Here is a 17974-nt window from a genome sequence, read left to right as displayed (position 1 = left end):
ATTATCTATTATAAGACATACATCATTTTTCGAGAAAGAAACCTATATTTTACTCTTAACAACTATACCATTTATTCTATAGTAGATAGTATCCAAAATAATTTAACCAACAAATGGGGTTAAAAGATAATTTACATCTTTACATACAAAAAAGGTCGATCTTATACAAACTAATAAGATCGACCTTTTTATATTAGACTGTCATCGAATGCTTTAACACAAAGTTTTCAACTACTAACGCAACACCATCATTCATATTTGTTTCTGTGACAAAATCAGCTATTTCTTTAATGTCATCTGGTGCATTTCCCATCGCTACTCCGAGACCAGCGAACTCGATCATCGATTGATCGTTATAGCTATCACCAATGGCAATTACCTCATCCTGATTGATCCCACAAATCTGAATTAACTGATTTAAGCTTGTCCCTTTTGTGACACCTTTTTCTGTAAATTCCAAAAAGAAAGGCTTTGAACGCATTACACTAAATGAATCAGCTAATTCCTTTTGTAGTTTTTCCTCGACCTTTTTAAGTTTTTCGGGTTCTTCTACCATTAGTGCTTTAACCACTGGCTCTGATATAACATCAGTAAACCTGTTAACGACTCGAATCGGCAACCCAGTTAGTTCAGACTCAATCGTTGTAAATGGATTCGGGTCTTCTGTTATGATTTCCTCACCAACATAGGTATGAATATAAACGTCTTCGCGACGACTCAACTCATAAAGATGATGAACGGATTTAGGTGAAAGTGTGCTACTAAATACTTCTTCATTCGAGTTACAGTCAATGATAATACCCCCATTAAAGGATAATAGATAGCTTCCATATTTAGCTAAAGAAAGCTCTTCTGCTATATGCTTCATACCGAAAGTTGGACGACCAGATGCAAGTACCACCTTCACTCCCAATTCCTGTGCATCCATCAGCGCCTTTTTCGTACGATCAGAGATTGAATGATCGTCTCGTAGTAATGTATCGTCTAAATCTAACACTATCATTTTATAAGACATGTTTATATTTCCTTTCTATTAGAGCAATATCTATAATCCTACTATATATAGAAAGGAAATGGACTATTTTTTCGTAATTCCCTAAGATTATTTATGATGAAAAGGACATTTCCCTTCAATTGGTTCGGCATCGTCTCCAATAAAATATTGTTTCCACTCTCTATGTTCTGGGTCACCGTAATGGCTAATATTAGGATGCTTAGGTAGTCCATCCCATTTTTCTACACGCTCTCTTACCTTTTCTCTTGACATGATCCCACCTTTTGAAGTTCCCTCTAGCCCTTCAAATATTCTCCTTGGTTGAAAACCAAGAACCAGACTATTACCTAAATCTCTCGTCTTTCTCTGCTTGTACGCTGGTGCATTGCCAAAGACAAAAAATGGTTCCCCAGCAAATGAAAATGCCCATAAATGATTGTCAGGATCAACCGGGATATCTTTCGGCCATGGTTTATTATCTGCTTCGTGTATGTATTTTAAAATATTCCAAAAATACTCTCGGTAGTATTCAATAGACTTTTCTTCCTTTTCTGGTTCAACAAACAAAAACAAACCATGCCTTGTTAATTTTGGGGCATCAAAAAGTTTAATGAAAGCTTCAATCGTTTCTGGTAAGCTTGTCCAATCGTCATGATTTATGTAGGAGTATCTTAATTCACCCTTCTTTTCTGCACTCATTCCAAAGTAGCATGGAAATGTTTTTTCAGTAACCGTTTGTTGAAATGTCTTGTATTCATTCATCACCCAGTTAGGTACAATTGAAGGATTATCCATATCTTCCTTTTCTAATAAATAGCTTGTAGTTGTATTCATTTTCTTGTCCCTCCAATAAAAAAGATTTATAAAAACCATATACCCGATTATTGATGGGATAAAGCATTCTTGTTCATATAATCAATAAATGATAGGATTCCAAAAGTAAGTTAGGGCATCAGCGGTGGTATTCCATGGAAATAAAAAACAGGTTAGCATAATACCCTCAAAAAGGCATATGCCAACCCGTATTTATATTTTGGAAGCTGCTTGTTTAGATGTCGTAACTTGTACTTCGATTGAACCAGAACTTTTGTTTACGATTGTTTTAATCATAACTGGATAGTCTTTGTTATTCATAAATTTAAAGTCTGGCCCACCCCATGAAACCGTAGCATCTTTTCCAACAGGAACATATCCTACTGCTTTTGAATGAGAGTTTACTTCAAGAATTTCCAAACCTGCCTGAGCCACTGCATTATACAATGTAGAAGAAGTCTGACAGATCCCGCCACCAATTCCTTCAACAAATTCTTTATCAACGATTTCCAACGCCTTTTGATATCCCCGTGCAGGTGTACGTTCTCCAACAACTAAATTAAAATAAAATCGATCTCCAGGACCTAATACAATTTGATTAATTGTGTTTGCTGAAATCGAAATGTTTTCAGTTCGTCCTGTAACACCAGCATTAAATGTTGTCTTGTAACTCCCAATAACAACTTCATCAATCCCTTTAACCGAGGCCGTTGTCACATTAGGCGAATTTTCTTCTAATGGCAAGGGGATTTTATTATCTAGAGCACGAATATTTTGAAGACTGTCAACGAGTTTTTTCTCATCTACTACTACACGACTAATCCCATTTGTCAGTTCCCCATTACTTAACTTCACCGGTACCATCGGTCGGTCAAATTGATTACCTAAGTCAACAGCTAGTTTTTTTATCTCTTTTTCAAACTCTTCTGGACTAGGACTTAAAGTTGGATTAAAGGAATACAGTATTTCTTTTGTTGTAGGATGAATCAAATCAACCGTGAATTCTGCTACCTTCTCAGCCACCTGGAAAGTATTAGTTGACAAATTTCCTACGGATAATAGTTCCTCCTCTTGATTACCATTTGTTAAACTTGAACTACAGCCTGTAACCAACATGACTAATCCAATTGTTATTAAATATTTTTTATACATTCTCTCTCCCACATTTCCCACTATGATATTCTTTATCAATGGCTCTTTTCAAATCTTTGTTGCTTCCCCTGATAAAACAACCGTTATGAAAATTGTATGCCCCTATTACGACTAATTGATTCCCCAAAACGTTTTTCGTTGATAACACCCCTTAAGTTGGATAAACCGAAGTTTTATAAAAATGAAAGTAATTTACCGACTCATTATATATATTTTATATCTCGTGAAATTATCCTACAAATCGTTAAATATTCCTGCAAATTAATGAAAATTTTAGGTATATTTATTTATACTATCTTACTACAATTTCATCGGTAAAAAAGCTTTCTGAAGTATTTATTTTTTCAATATATACACTACTTATTAGACGAACTAGTAATTAAAAATGTTTCATATTTTTAATGTGCCATTAGAACTGTTTTTATTTATAATTTCCCCTAAATCAAAATCGCAAGAGTCTGTATAGCGACGTAAGAATTGGAGCTGGATTTCATTGCTATCCATAGTTCAAGAATTTTTAATTTTTCTAGAAAACAAAAAAAAGACCACATGATTGTGATCTCCATCGTTTAATGGTAAATTATTCTTTTACTTCAACAACCCAGTTAAAGATATCTTCATGTGTACCGGTTTGAATTCCAGTCAGAGTATCATACAATTTCTTAGAAAGTTCTCCTGTCTCACCATTGTTAAGGATCATTTCTTCTTCGTTATAGAAGAATTCGCCTATTGGTGAGATAACAGCAGCTGTACCCGTACCGAATGCTTCTTCTAATAATCCATCTTTATAAGCTTTATAAACATCTTCCATCGATATTTTACGTTCAGAAACAGGAATGCCCCAATGATTTAACAATTGAAGAATTGAGTTTCGGGTAACACCTTCAAGAATACTACCGTTGATAGCTGGTGTAATCACTTCCCCGTTAATCTTGAAGAAAATATTCATACTTCCAACTTCTTCGATATATTTCTTCTCAACCCCATCTAACCATAGCACTTGAGAATAGCCGCCTTTTTCGGCTTCTTCCTGTGCTTTTAAGCTAGATGCATAATTACCACCTGTTTTAGCTTTTCCAGTCCCTCCATCAACAGCACGAACATATTTGTTTTCTACAAATATTTTCACAGGATGAATTCCCTCTTTATAATAAGAGCCTACAGGTGAGAGGATAATCATAAAACGATAATGTTTCGATGGAGCAACACCTAAGTAATATTCAGTTGGAATGATGAATGGACGAATATATAATGATGTTCCCTCTGATGTTGGGATCCAATCCTTATCTATATCTACTAGTTTTTTTAACGCTTCAATTACAAATTCCTCATCAATTTCTGGTATACAGAGACGGTCATTTGATAGATTTAGACGTTGCATATTTTTATCAGGTCTAAACAGCAGCACCTTGTCTTCCTTTGTTCGATAAGCTTTTAAGCCTTCAAAAACAGTTTGACCGTAATGAAATACCATTGTTGAAGGGCTCAAGGAAATTGGTGCATACGGCACGATTTTCGGATCATACCAACCTTTCTCTAAACTATAATCCATAACAAACATATGATCTGTGAAAATTCGACCAAATTCTAATTCATTAGATTTAGGTTTATCCTTTTTTGTAGTGCTTAATGTAATATCAATTTTGTTTGTCATAGCTAACTCTCCAGTTCAAAATAAATTAAAAGTAACGAAAAGCGAATGAATTACTTTTTACTTTCATATACGATTACCTATCAATTATCTGTATTATTCTATTTTATAACTTTTACGAACGAGTTAACAACAGTTTTTCGACAAAAGATTCAAAATAATCTATAAAAATATTATTTCCATATATATACACATATTATATTTGTATAAGTTTTACCGCTCACACATTAATACTTTATCCAGATTAACAAGCAATTCCAAGCGAAAACTATAACGTTTTTACTTTTCTAAACTAACAACAAAAACGCAAAATCCCATTCAGCGATGTATGAATTGGAGCACTCCGCTTGAGATAAGGGAAACACAAAGAACAAAAGCGACGCGATATTTACTTATCTTATGGAGAAGGGTGAAGTTCACTAATGGCTCAGCATCCGCCTTTTTCAAAGATGGACTGTTGGAGCTGGATGTCGAGCTCAATCCTAAGTACAAGAACCATTTTTCATTTCATTTCTTAGACAATAAAAAATAGACACCAGATTAAGTGTCTGTTAATGGAAGCTTTTTCTTTTATACTGCATATAGGATCAATACTTTTTTTAAAGTTGATCATTACACTTTAGTATATATCCGTTTTCTTCTTAGTTTGTTGTCTTTATACTTGGATTTGCACCTTGTTTTACTATGGCGTCTTGAATTTTTTCAGAATCAATTAATTCATCATTAAATTCAATTGTTAGATTTCCATCTTTTACATCAATTAGAGCTCGTTCAATTCCTTCTATTTTAGTAAGTGTATTTTCAAGCTCCTTATACAAATCTTCATTTCCATTATCAAGTGAAAAGGTAACTGTCTTCATTCGATCTCCTCCTTAAATGTCTTTTTCACAATCTCCTTATCTATTCCCTTGTTAGCCGGAAATTAACATAGTTATGGCCAAGAGATAATTAGTTCCGATTAGTTTGAATATGTTAAACCACCATCTGTTTTTTAATAAGTAAGAAAGCCTAAAAAGCCACTTTATAAAAGAGCGAAGTTTTCCCCCTTTTACAAAGTGACTATTCATTATTTGAAAAAATTTAAGTTAATTTTCAGTAGCTAGATCACTTAGAGTGTTATAATAATTGGTCCATTTTTCGTAAGAATTAGTGTGTGTTCACACTGTGCTACAGAACTATTGGCCGTAACATATGTCCAACCATCATCTTTTTGATAGACCTCTTCTTCATTTGTTGAAATAAATGGTTCAAATGCAATAACCATTCCATCCTTTAATATTTCATCATCCCATGTGTCGTTGTAGTTATAAATATGATCAGGATGCTCGTGGATTGTTCGGCCTATCCCGTGTCCTGTAAGATTTTTAATAACAGTTAATCCGTTTGCTTTCGCTGTTTGGTGAACCACTTTGCCGATTCCGCTTTTTCTTGAACCTGGCTTTGCTTTCTTGAGGCCAGCTTCAAATGCCATTTTGGCAACTTCACATAATTTCGTAAGTGTCTCATCTCCTTCACCTACTACAAATGAGATGCCTGTATCAGCAAAGTAACCATTTTTCGAGCCTGAAACATCTATATTTACGAGATCTCCCTCCTGGATAATCCGTTTTCCAGGGATACCATGGGCCACTTCTTCATTGACACTTATACAAGTAAAGCCTGGAAAATCATATTCACCTTTAGGAGCTGAAATAGCGTCAGCTTTCCCAAAAAGTTCTCCAGCAATATCATCTAATTCTTTCGTTGTTATACCAGGCTCTGTTTTTCTAACCAATTCATCACGAATGGCTGCAACTATCTTGCCAATTTCTTTTAAACCATTAATATCTTCTTCCGTTTTTGCAATCATATTTTCCCCTACTTTATATTTTTTTTAAAAAAGGCATTTTTCACAACGATTGTTGTTTTTCGTACATAACTCTACTTCAAGGAATTAGCCTATCTTCGTGCTCTTTTCTCTTATTTATTTGGTTCTATTCTTTTGAAGTAACAGGAAGTAGTACAATAAAAATTCAAAAGCCGATTTTTATACGTGTAAAAGCAACAACTTATAGAAAAGAGCTTAAAAAATGAACTATGTATCATATTTTACCTCTAATCTTGGTAAAAATCCAAGGAGGTGAATTATAGTTAGAGATTAACATTCAAATTATTTTGGTATACTCGTTTATTTGATAGATCCTTACACAAAGAAAAAAGTGCAAGCCTGTAATAGCTCACACTCCTTTCTTTAATTATCAACGGTGTTGAACAAGGTCTATTACACCCAATACAACGTGTGCTAAGCCAAATCCAAAAACAGTATTTGCAACCATTTGATTCGATTGACGTTTTCGCTTTAAAGCATATCCAGTCACCGTAACAACTGAACCTAATGCAGTAGGAATTAAGCCTTCACGTGTATTCATAGTAATTTCCCTCCACAATGCTTATTAGTGTCTCAAACACCTTTCTTATTATTTCCGACTATAGTGGTTGTATCCTCTACCTTTTAATGACCTCAATTAGTTTCCGTATTTATAATTAAGTGTTTTCGTAATGAAAGCCTTAAGTAAAGTATTCTAATTTTGCATCTGGAAAAAACTTCTTCATATAAGAATAAAGATGTTCTTTAATATCCTCTTCTTCATCTTTTTGATAGATGTATTTTCCGATACCGTATTTCCCCCATTTATAACGACGTTCAGATTCATTTAATTCTAATTTAGTCATGGGATAATTTTTTTCGATTACTCGCTTAGCGGGCTTTGTAAAACGATGTTGAATAAATTCAAAGGTTAAATCTTTTTTTGCGTCTTCAGGCAATTCTGCATCAAGACGCTCAAACATATAATAATAGCCCTGCTCCCATCCTTCATGCAAATAAATCGGTGCAACAATAAACCCTAGAGGGTAACCTGCTCGTGCAACTTTGCCAGCTGCCTCTATTCGTTTATCCAATGGTGAGGTTCCTGGTTCAAAATTCTTAATTATATAGTCTGCATTAACGCTGAAACGGAACCTCGTTTTCCCATTATGTTTTGCATCAAGTAAATGATCAACGTGATGAAACTTTGTAACAAACCTTAGCTTACCATACTCAGATTCTCCAAAATGTTCAATTGCTCGTTTTAGTGTGTGTGTTAAATGGTCAATCCCTACAATGTCTGATGTACAAGCAGCCTCAAATCTAGTTATTTCTGGTGCCCTTTCATCCATATATTGATCAGCCGCTCCTAGAATTTCATCAACATTTACATATGTACGGATATAAGGTTTCGTCCCCATCGTCGTTTGTAGATAACAATAATGACAATGACCCATACAGCCTGTTGCGAAAGGAATCGCATATTCTGCAGAGGGCTTTGAAGTATCAAACTTCAATGTTTTTCTAATCCCAACAACTAACGTAGACTTAGCAACACGATATTTCTGAAAGTCGCTATCTCCTGGTAAATTTCTAATTTGGTTATGTGAAGTTGTGTAGCGAATTTCCATCCCCATATTAGTGAATTTTTCTTTAAGTTCTACTCCAAGCGGATAATCTAATGCTTTAGGTTCGAAATAGACAAGCTGTGGTGTAAATGGTTTCATCATTTGTTATCCCCTTTAAAAATCCCCAAAGTAATGTTGATAGGCTTGTTCTGCCTCTTCTTCATTCGTATATACAGCCACTTCATTTGATAATGGATAGTAAGTCTCGTACAAAAATAACGCTAATTCACCTGGGCTTTCAGGATTGTTTACGACGGCCGCTTCCTGAATATTTGCTACATCTTGTGTGTGGGGATTCCGATAAAATACATAAACAATATCACCAGCTTGATAAGGTGAATATTCAGTATTTAAATCCATTTTAATCACCTTTCCCTTCAGTATTTATTTAGTATCATTTTCTCTAGTATCGGTTTAATTATGTTTACTTTATTATGGAAGTCTCAAATTCCTAGTGAAAAGCTGTAAAATCTTTCGCTTCTCTGTAATGAAGAGTGTCATAAACACTTCTAGTTTGGCTCATACTAATTTTTGATTGATGTGCATTTCAAAAAGTTTATTGCTCTTGGACCTGAAAAAAACTGGCTAAAGAACCTTTATTTAAAACAATGAAAATGGAGCTGAATTATGTATGGAATTTGAAGCTAGAAATTCAACTGAAGCAACCCTTCATCATTATAAAGCTGGTTTAGGTACATTCACTGAGAAAATGCCTAAACTTGCAGAGCTTTACAATTCGTTCACAGAGGAATGCTTTAGTGAAGGTGTTCTTTCTCAAAAGGAAAAACAGTTAATTGCTTTAGGGATTAGCCTTTACTCGCAAGATGAATATTGTATTATCTACCATACAAAAGGTTGTATTGACCAGGGATGCTCTGAACAAGAAATCCTCGAAGCTATTGGCGTGACAGCAGCATTTGGCGGAGGTGCCGCTATGAGTCAGGCAGTAACCCTCGTACAGGAGTCTATTCAAGAACTGAACCAATTGACACAGTAAGATAAAGTAACGTTGTACAACTATCCTTATCAATTTAAGGACAGCATAGGTTAATAGCTGTCCTTTTTCTCTTTCTAAGACCATTAATTTAAAAACCTTACAGAACCTAAATCTTGAATAATAAGATATAGCTAAGGAAATAGCTAAAGAAAACTCAAAACCTAGAATCTTAACTTTAAATGAATTGTTTATGAAAAAGCTAGGAGGTGTAAAAATGATTGAATTTAAAGATGTATCTAAAACATTTCAGGACGGTTTTAAAGCACTTAAAAATATTTCATTTCAAGTAACAGAAGGTGAATTACTCGTTCTTATCGGACCAAGTGGATCAGGTAAAACAACAACAATGAGAATGATCAATCGACTTATTGAGCCATCAGGCGGAATGATTACCATTGAAGGAAAAGATATTTCAAAAGAAGATCCAGTAAAACTTCGCAGGACAATCGGTTATGTCATTCAGCAAATCGGCCTCTTACCACATATGAGTATTAAGGAAAACGTTTCTTTAGTTCCACGTCTTGAGAAATGGAAAAAAGAGCAATACATAGCTAAAGTGAATGAACTGATGGAGATGGTTGGATTAGACCCTGAAACATATGGAGATCGTTATCCTTCCGAATTAAGTGGTGGGCAACAGCAACGGATCGGCGTTATCCGAGCATTGGCTGCAGATCCCAAAATAATTTTGATGGATGAGCCCTTCAGTGCACTTGATCCAATAAGTCGGGAGCAGCTTCAAGATGAATTGGTCCGTTTACAACAAGAAATACGTAAGACCATCGTTTTCGTTACCCACGATATGGATGAGGCATTAAAAATTGCTGATCGCATTTGTATTATGAAAGATGGCGAGGTTGTTCAACTAGATCACCCTGAAAACATTATCAGACGTCCAGCTAATGAGTTTGTTCGTAGTTTTATAGGAGAAGATCGATTGCAGGAAAATATCTCACTACCTAATTTAAAGAAATTGATGGTAACACCCGTTACTGCAAACCAAGTCCGTGGTCTAGCAGAATCACTGAAACTAATGCGAAGAAAACGGGTCGATAGCTTAGTGGTAGTCGACAATAAAGACACCTTTCTTGGTATTGCAACGGTATGGGATGTTCAAAAGCGATTTAAGGAAGAAGAATTGACATTAAAAGATGTCATGGATCCTAACGTTGTAACCCTTAAACTTGATGATACTGCTGAAAAAGCATTTCAGCTTGTAAACGAATCAAGTTATGGGTTTATTCCAGTCATCGATGATAAGAAGATTCTTGGAGTAGTCACCCGCGCAAGCCTAGTAGAGCATATAGTCGATCAAATCATTGAGTGAACATGGTAGGGGGTGTATTAAATGGATATCATTACTAGTACAGTAGATGTTTTTGTTAATCGTTGGCCAACAATTTGGGGCCTTATTTTAGAGCATATGTACCTTTCGCTCATTTCTATCGCTATCGCAATCGTCATATCCGTTCCAATTGGTATTTATTTGACACGTCATCGCCGAATAGCTGATACGATTATCGGCATAACTGGTGTGTTTCAAACGATACCAAGTCTTGCATTACTCGTTTTCTTAGTCCCGTTTATAGGGACTGGTCAGGCACCAGCAATCATTGCTTTAACCGTCTATGGATTACTCCCTATTTTACGGAACACTTATTTAGGGATCGTCGGAGTGGAACGGTCCGCAATAGAAGCAGGTGTAGGTATGGGCATGACCAATCGCCAAGTCCTTTGGATGGTCGAATTACCATTGTCACTAAGTGTGATTATGGGAGGAATTCGGACAGCAACTGTTTTAATCATTGGTGTCGCAACGATTGCCGGTTTAATTGGTGCTGGTGGTCTTGGTGACTTAATATTCAGGGGATTGCAAACGTATAACACCGGCTTAATATTAGGTGGTGCCATTCCTTCAGCACTATTAGCCATTCTGTTTGATTATTTATTGAAATTGTTAGAAACTGATGTAACTCCGAATGGTCTCAAAAATGACAAAAAAGCAAATAAAAATAAAGGAAATATTCGTAAATGGGTTGTTGTCGGATTACTTTTAGTCCTGCCAATATCTGCATTTATTGCCCAGTTTGCTAACGGAAGTGGCGGTGGAAAAGATACGATAACCATCACCGGAAAAAATTTTACAGAACAAGAAATCATGGTCTATGTCATGGGTCACCTAATTGAGGAACATACGGATCTTAATGTTCAATACGAATCTTTTCTCGGAGGAACAGCCCCAACGTTTGAAGGAGTCAATTCAGGAAGTTATGATTTATATATGGAATATACAGGAACAGCCTTATTAAGCATATTAAAAGAAGATATTGTCAGTGACCCAGATAAAGTGTATGAGCTCGTGAAAAAAAGGTTTAAAGATGATTATAAGTTAGTTTGGTTAGATCCATTCGGTTTTAACAACACATACACCCTGACAATTAAAAAAGATAATGCAAAAAAGTGGGGAGTTTCATCTATTTCTGACCTTAAACAAATCGCACCAGAACTTACTCTAGGTTCTGAACCTGAATTTCTGGAGCGTCCAGATGGATACCCTGGACTAAAGGAAGCTTACAATTTTGAATTTGGTGACACAAAGGGAATGGATTCTGGAATTATGTATAGCGCCATTAAAAATGATGAAGTGGATATTATTGACGCATTTTCCACCGATGGTCGGATTCCAGCATTTAATTTACAGGTTTTAGAGGATGATAAGAACTTCTTCCCTCCTTACTATGCAGTACCTGTTATAAGGGCTGATACTTTGGAAAAATACCCTGAATTAGAAAATGTACTTGGCATGTTAACTGGGAAAATTAATAACGAGAAAATGCAGGAATTGAATGCAAAGGTTGATATTGATAAACGACAATACGAAGATGTAGCTGTAGAATATCTTAAAGAAGAAGGTCTAATTGATTGACTGTAATTGGGGTTTTCCGTCTAGATCCTTCCCTTTTTTGTCCACTATTCAAAGCTTATTGTTCCGAATCCGTTTTATTTCAACCGATATCATATAGATATTGACCGTTCGACAAAAACCGGCAAGATTAACTCGATGACAAACCTGTATTTTATTTAGGCTCTTTTCTAAAAGTTTGTTGTTTTTACATTTAAAAATCGGTTTTTGGATTTTTATTGTACTACTTCCTGTCACTTCAAAAGAATAAGACTATATAAATAAGCGAAAAGAGCACGAAGATAGGCTAGTTCCGTGAAGTAGAGCTATGTACGAAAAACAACAATCTTTGCGAAAAGTGCCTTTATTTAAAAAGCGATTAGATCTAGGATCAATCGCTTTTTACGTCTCATAGTATCCATTACACTTGTAAAAAGGATTTAACTATTAACTATGAACATCACCTTTACGTCGTTTTAATAGGATGAATCCTATCGCACTAATTATGGTTCCAAGTAGGAGAAAATAAGGATTCATAGTTGCCGTGTCAGGTAATCTGTTACCAGCCACTAGCTCTTTGTTTTCCATTTGATCAGAACTCAATTTTTTAGGCGCTATATCCTGCCCTTTATTTTCTCCGTCATCTTTGACTTGTTTTACTGGTAATCCTTCTTCTACGCCTCCACCTTCAGGTTCTACTTTAGGTTCTCCCTCAATGTCATTGCCTTCTGGTTTTGGTGTCGGTGGTACGTCGTCATCTTCATTTTGACCTTCAGGTAGCGGTGTCTTTTCCTCATTAGAAGGTTCCTCTTCTTTATCAGGTACTTCTTCTACTTCTATACCTATTTGATAGGCGGCAATTGTACCTGAAATTTCATGTGCTGCAAGTAATATATTTTGACCATTTGGACTATTTTCAGCCGGTATAAATGTTAGTCCTTCAGGTGCTACATCACCATTAGCTGCTGTTACATCTTCTGTTTCATTAAATACACGACTAGAGAAATACTTGTTATAAGAAGGCGTTGCAGGATTATCTATATTATAAATCATAATTCCACCGACCCGTTCCAATCCAATAAAAGCATAATTACTATCTTGAATTTGCCCAATCGTTACTGATTCTGGTTCAGGACCTTTATCATCACTTCTAGAATCAAAGCTATTTTCATCATTATTAGAATTAAAGTAAGCTTCTTGATAAACCTTTTTTGTTATTTCTTCAAAATCTGCCCCACTATCGTAGGTGAGCTCCAATGTATTCGCATTCCAGATCGAGAAGGAACGAGCGCCATAGCTGTATACAGCTTCATACTTCCCTTCTTGGTTGACAGGTACTTGTGTTGTAGTATTTAATCGACCTAGCTGCTCTTCGTTAAATAGACCATCTTCAATAAGCTGATCAAGCTCTGCTTGTGAATAGCCTGCATATAAATCAGCCTTTAAATCATATAAATCAGCGTCTGCTAAGCCAGCTACCCTCTCTTCCTCTGAAAAGCCATCATAATCCTGGGCATCTCCTTCATTTGCAGATAATATATAGGATTGACCATTTACTGTATAGGAAGCCATTCCATCAGGCATGTACATTGATAAAACTGGCCAATTTTTAATTGCGATCCCACCGTCCTTATTTGATGCATCAAAACGATTATTTTCGTTTGAAAAATCTTTATAACCTAAACTCTTAACCGTAACAAAATTTTCGTTAGCAATATCAAGCTTCGCAATTGAATTGTTTTCTTGTAAGGCAACATAAGCAAACTGATTATCGTCATCAATTACGATATACTCAGGCTCTAAATCTTCTTGAAAAGTACTATCAGGATGAACCTTTCGCACACCATCCCCTATGACTTCATTGGAGAATTGGACATTCTTTACCGCTTCAGAGTTAATTGACCCTGCACCGGATGAGACATCAATTATACTAACTGAACCCTCCGGATTGACGGAATAATCATCATTCGGCTCACCTTCATTTGCAACTAAAACCTTTTCTCCATTCGATGTAAAAGTTAACATATCCGGCAAGGAACCAACTTGTACATGGGTTAGATATTCCCCGTCGGTGGTCATAAACACAACATGTCCTGGGTCTACTTTATTTTCAGCCGGTGCAGCAACAGCAATAAACTTCCCTTCTGGATGGATCGCAACACTTGTTACATCTGATGCTGACACACCTAAATCAGATAAAGTTATCTGTTTTAGCAGAGGTATTTTTTGGTCACCACTTCCTAATCCAGATAAATCAATTATATCAAGTGCTTTTGCAGCACCATTCACAGAAAATGCGTGGTGTGTAACAGAATCGTAGACAACAATTTCTGTACCACCCTCGCCAATTTCCGCACCACTAGAATATCGCCCAAGTAATTCAATATGAAGAGCTTCACTCGAATCAGCCTCATTCGTCGTTAACTGTTCAGCTGCTTCAGCATGAAGTGGAGCAATCAACAAAGCACATGATGCAGCAGTTAAAATGGATCTTGAAAGAAATCTTTTTAACATATATTTTATCCTCCTAGTAATCTTAATAGACCTTATGAGTTTACTAGAAAGATTTAAAGACTCTTTTACAGAATTGTAATGTTTTTGTAAAATTTATCAATTTTCGACGAATTTTGAAGTTATAGAAGAGTAAGAATTCTCAAAAGATGGTTATACCATTCTATCGCCTACATGTTTAATAGATTCTAATTAAGGTTATTAGATAAGGGATAGCAAATTTCGAGGAGGGTACTTATGACTCAAGATAGTTACCAATCTTTCATCAATATATTAAATGAATGTAAAAATACTAGTAACCATTGCTTCGACGCTTGTTTAAAGGAAAGAGATCTCAACAAAAAGATGGCTGAATGTATTCGTTTGGATCGGGAGTGTGCAGATATTTGCTCGTATTTAGAACAAGCCATCGGTCGTGGTTCGAGGTACGTTAAAGAAATAGCAAATCTTTGTGCGACTATTTGCCAAGAATGTGCAGATGAATGTAAACAACACCAACATGATCATTGCCAAAAATGTGCTGAAGTTTGCTTAAAGTGTGCTGAAGAATGTCGAAAATTAGGTGCTTATGAATCGTAATTAATAAGCCTATGGCAAACTCAAGTTTGCCATAGGCTTTCAATAATTAGTTTTTATAAATCTGCTATTTCACTAAAAAATATAACAGCTTCCCTCCAACTGACAAGTAGACTTTACTAACTCACTTAATTAAAAAAGAATAGTATACGCCCTTCCTCCTTAGAATCGTATAGGTTTTGTATAAGGTTAGACAAACACCATACAAGTACTTATCTCAACAGGAGTCAATTATCTACTATAAAGACTACCAATGATTACTCGTAACTCAATTAAAAATATTCGCTTGCTGAATTGCAGATATAACATCCCTAAGTTTATCAACTTCCTGCACTAACGCAATCCTAACATACCCTTCCCCATGAGGACCAAATGCGTGTCCTGGTGTAACAACGACATTTGCACGATCGATCAAAGCATACGTAAAATCAATTGATGACCAACCTCTCGGAACTTTTGCCCAGATAAACATCCCAGCATCAGGCTTCTCAACCTTCCACCCTATCGATTTTAAACCATTTATTAATACATCCCGTCTCTCCTGATAGATCCTCCTATTGTTCTGACAAAATAATGCCCCTTCTTCTAAAGCAAGTATAGCAGCCTTTTGAACCGGCAAAAACACACCATAATCTAGATTGCTTTTTAATTGTTTCATAGCTTGGACGATCTCTTTATTTCCAGCTAAATAGCCGATCCGACTACCTGCCATACTATAGTTTTTAGAGAACGAGGACATCTCCACACCAACTTCCATCGCTCCCTCTATCGATAAAAAACTTACTGGTTTATTAGCCTCATAATATAACTCTGAGTACGCAAAATCATGGAGCACAATTATATTATGCTTTTTCGCAAAGAGGATTACCTCTGTAAAATACGCTTCATTAGCTAATGCTGGGACAGGATTTCCCGGAAAGTTTAATATCATCAGTTTTGCTTGTAGACATATCTCAGTTGGAATAGCTGATAGGTCTGGCAAAAATTGATTCTTCTTTTCCAAAGGCATGAAATAAGGTATAGCACCAGCCATTGAAATTCCAGCTGCATATGCTGTATAACCAGGATCAGGAACTAAAATAAGATCACCCGGATCCGCAAACACCATCGGTAAATGCACAAGCCCATCTTGAGACCCCATTAGTAGCAGCACCTCTTGATTTGGATCTAAATCCACTTTGTAGTTCCGATTATAATAAGCAGCAACAGCAGTATTAAACTCATTCGTACCTGTCAACGAGTAACCATACTGATCATTTTTCAGTACCTCTTCAGCCATTGTTTCTGTAACAAATACAGGCGGCGGTAAATCTGGACTACCAATACTAAGGTCAATGATGTTCGCCCCTTCCGCTACTTTTTTCTTCTTATATAGTGACAACTCACTAAAGATCGATGACTGAAAAGAATTCATTCTTTTTGATAATAGTAAATTCATTTGTAAACCCCCAAAGTAAACTAATAGCAATAGTATTTTTATATAATTATATAAATTCAGAAAACATGTGTATCATACTAGTTATTATACAAAAATAACGAATGAATTGTAATTGAATGAACATTGACGAAAGTCTATCATGTCTCTATAATAAACAGGCTGAACAAATGTAAAGTTAGGTGATGAAATAATGGAATTCCAAATGAATTTTTTGTCCTTTTATGTCATTCATGTCGAAGGAAGTGAAGAAGATTCTAATAAACACTATAAACACTTCCAAACATTGAATGAAATTGAATATGAAAATAGTGCACTGAAAGATTTTTTAGATGGTGAGTTAAAAAAAATTGTAAAGCGAAAAGTTGATAAACATCCGAAGTCTGAACAGGTTCCCACAAAGCTAGGTTATTTTATTGTCGAACCTGGACATGAGCTTGATTCCAACCCAAACTACAATCAATTCCATCGCGCTCTGATTGCATCTACAAAAGAAGACTTTATGGAAACAAGTGAACAATTCATTCGAGCGTACCTAGACACAAGTGCTGTTCGTGGTGGTGCCTTTTTAGTTGCATCAGCTACTCCAAGAAAATACTTTGATCATAAATTTTTATTCATCATGAAATGTGACTTTGAACCAAAAGTTGCCTCAATTGCTGACGAAGCAACATTAATTCGAAAAGTTGAAATGGCGATCACAACAAAAAACATGAAGTCAATCCAGTACCCCTACATGCCAGAAGAAGGAATGGTCGAAACAGGTGAACTAAAAATCCACCAATCCTCACACGCCCGCTATTTTGAGGATTTCTTAAAATTCGTTGAATATGGCGAATCAATGCCAGAGATTATGAAGACACAAGTCATGACGATGGTTCAAGAACACGTGTATGAGACGTATGAAGAAAACAGTAAAGAACGCCAACAATTCGAGCATGAAATAGAAATCTGGGAAGCAAGTCCAAAGCGTGAAATTCAAGAACGACTGACAACAGAACAGGTTGTAGAGGCAACTGCTATGATAGTAGAGCATACACCTGAAGCAGAGCTGAAGATGAAACTTGGTGATACTCATATTAAAGGTTTGCTTGCCGATTTTGGCGAGAATGTTCATTTAGGTAAGATTAATGGACGATATGTGTTACTTGTTGAGGCAGATACGATTGAGTTTGAGAAGGGTGTTTCGCCGATTGAGTTTCATCGACCTGATGAGTTGGGTGAGATTATTGAGAAGATTAGCGGGAAGGGTGTAGGCGAGTATTAGGAGGAATTGAGGTGTGGATTCCGTAATTAGGGCTTTTTTGACTACTGTAATGAACCCAAAACACGCAGTATTAAAGCAGTTTTCACCATTTTAGTGACCGTAAATGTGACCGCTCCTGTAACCAAATAAAACTAAAAAACGGTCTATAAGTTTGTGATTTAAGATTTCTCATTTAATACAAAAAAAGAAGCTCCTGAAATTT

General features: G+C 35.8%; 16 protein-coding genes. 5 read left to right on the top strand and 11 right to left on the bottom strand.

Annotated elements, in window-relative coordinates; genetic code table 11:
- Positions 1-193: 193 nt before the first annotated feature.
- The 9 genes from AC6CHR_RS11255 to AC6CHR_RS11215 all read right to left on the bottom strand — a co-directional run bounded on the left by AC6CHR_RS11255 (position 194) and on the right by AC6CHR_RS11215 (position 8444).
- Positions 194-1015, bottom strand: coding sequence for a Cof-type HAD-IIB family hydrolase (locus AC6CHR_RS11255; RefSeq protein ID WP_498248844.1), 822 nt, complete (start codon positions 1013-1015; stop codon positions 194-196).
- An 87-nt stretch (positions 1016-1102) separates the two neighbouring features.
- Complete coding sequence (locus AC6CHR_RS11250; RefSeq protein WP_498248843.1) at positions 1103-1828, bottom strand: YqcI/YcgG family protein; 726 nt, start codon at positions 1826-1828, stop codon at positions 1103-1105.
- A 192-nt stretch (positions 1829-2020) separates the two neighbouring features.
- Positions 2021-2998, bottom strand: coding sequence for a VanW family protein (locus AC6CHR_RS11245; RefSeq protein WP_498248842.1), 978 nt, complete (start codon positions 2996-2998; stop codon positions 2021-2023).
- Between the two features lie 541 nt (positions 2999-3539).
- Positions 3540-4613: a branched-chain amino acid aminotransferase gene (locus AC6CHR_RS11240; RefSeq protein ID WP_498248841.1), complete on the bottom strand. Its 1074-nt coding sequence runs from the start codon at positions 4611-4613 to the stop codon at positions 3540-3542.
- Between the two features lie 638 nt (positions 4614-5251).
- Positions 5252-5470, bottom strand: a complete 219-nt coding sequence (locus tag AC6CHR_RS11235) for a heavy-metal-associated domain-containing protein (protein WP_498248840.1) — start codon at positions 5468-5470, stop codon at positions 5252-5254.
- 248 nt (positions 5471-5718) lie between these two features.
- On the bottom strand, positions 5719-6459 hold the full coding sequence (map, locus tag AC6CHR_RS11230; protein ID WP_498248839.1) for a type I methionyl aminopeptidase: 741 nt from the start codon (positions 6457-6459) through the stop codon (positions 5719-5721).
- Positions 6460-6847: 388 nt separating this feature from the next.
- On the bottom strand, positions 6848-7018 hold the full coding sequence (locus AC6CHR_RS11225; RefSeq protein WP_498248838.1) for an asparagine synthase: 171 nt from the start codon (positions 7016-7018) through the stop codon (positions 6848-6850).
- A 139-nt stretch (positions 7019-7157) separates the two neighbouring features.
- Positions 7158-8186 carry a spore photoproduct lyase gene (splB, locus tag AC6CHR_RS11220; RefSeq protein ID WP_498248836.1) on the bottom strand — a complete coding sequence of 343 codons (1029 nt, stop codon included), beginning with the start codon at positions 8184-8186 and terminating at the stop codon, positions 7158-7160.
- 12 nt (positions 8187-8198) lie between these two features.
- The gene (locus AC6CHR_RS11215) at positions 8199-8444 is read right to left on the bottom strand and encodes a transcriptional regulator SplA domain-containing protein (protein ID WP_498248835.1); all 246 of its coding nucleotides are present in this window, start codon (positions 8442-8444) and stop codon (positions 8199-8201) included.
- Between the two features lie 271 nt (positions 8445-8715).
- Between AC6CHR_RS11215 and AC6CHR_RS11210 the strand changes: the two genes are divergently transcribed.
- The 3 genes from AC6CHR_RS11210 (at position 8716) to AC6CHR_RS11200 (ending at position 12007) form a co-directional block, all read left to right on the top strand.
- The gene (locus tag AC6CHR_RS11210) at positions 8716-9081 is read left to right on the top strand and encodes a carboxymuconolactone decarboxylase family protein (RefSeq protein WP_498248834.1); all 366 of its coding nucleotides are present in this window, start codon (positions 8716-8718) and stop codon (positions 9079-9081) included.
- Between the two features lie 214 nt (positions 9082-9295).
- Positions 9296-10408 (top strand): ABC transporter ATP-binding protein, encoded by a 1113-nt coding sequence (locus tag AC6CHR_RS11205; protein ID WP_498248832.1) that lies wholly within the window; start codon positions 9296-9298, stop codon positions 10406-10408.
- A gap of 21 nt (positions 10409-10429) precedes the next feature.
- The gene (locus tag AC6CHR_RS11200) at positions 10430-12007 is read left to right on the top strand and encodes a glycine betaine ABC transporter substrate-binding protein (RefSeq protein ID WP_498248830.1); all 1578 of its coding nucleotides are present in this window, start codon (positions 10430-10432) and stop codon (positions 12005-12007) included.
- Between the two features lie 423 nt (positions 12008-12430).
- On the opposite strand, the gene AC6CHR_RS11195 is transcribed toward AC6CHR_RS11200, so the two are convergent.
- On the bottom strand, positions 12431-14497 hold the full coding sequence (locus tag AC6CHR_RS11195) for a choice-of-anchor I family protein (protein WP_498248829.1): 2067 nt from the start codon (positions 14495-14497) through the stop codon (positions 12431-12433).
- A 234-nt stretch (positions 14498-14731) separates the two neighbouring features.
- Here AC6CHR_RS11195 and AC6CHR_RS11190 point away from each other — a divergent pair, with 234 nt between their 5' ends.
- Positions 14732-15073: a four-helix bundle copper-binding protein gene (locus AC6CHR_RS11190; protein ID WP_498248828.1), complete on the top strand. Its 342-nt coding sequence runs from the start codon at positions 14732-14734 to the stop codon at positions 15071-15073.
- 265 nt (positions 15074-15338) lie between these two features.
- Here AC6CHR_RS11190 and AC6CHR_RS11185 read toward each other — a convergent pair whose 3' ends face one another.
- Positions 15339-16508, bottom strand: a complete 1170-nt coding sequence (locus AC6CHR_RS11185) for an LL-diaminopimelate aminotransferase (protein ID WP_498248826.1) — start codon at positions 16506-16508, stop codon at positions 15339-15341.
- Positions 16509-16698: 190 nt separating this feature from the next.
- Here AC6CHR_RS11185 and AC6CHR_RS11180 point away from each other — a divergent pair, with 190 nt between their 5' ends.
- On the top strand, positions 16699-17772 hold the full coding sequence (locus AC6CHR_RS11180; protein ID WP_498248825.1) for a DUF3900 domain-containing protein: 1074 nt from the start codon (positions 16699-16701) through the stop codon (positions 17770-17772).
- Positions 17773-17974 lie beyond the last annotated feature (202 nt).

It is taken from the genome of Metabacillus sp. GQ13, from assembly GCF_059758525.1.
Note: the sequence above shows the minus strand (reverse complement) of the source record. Positions and strands in the feature narration are given on the sequence as shown.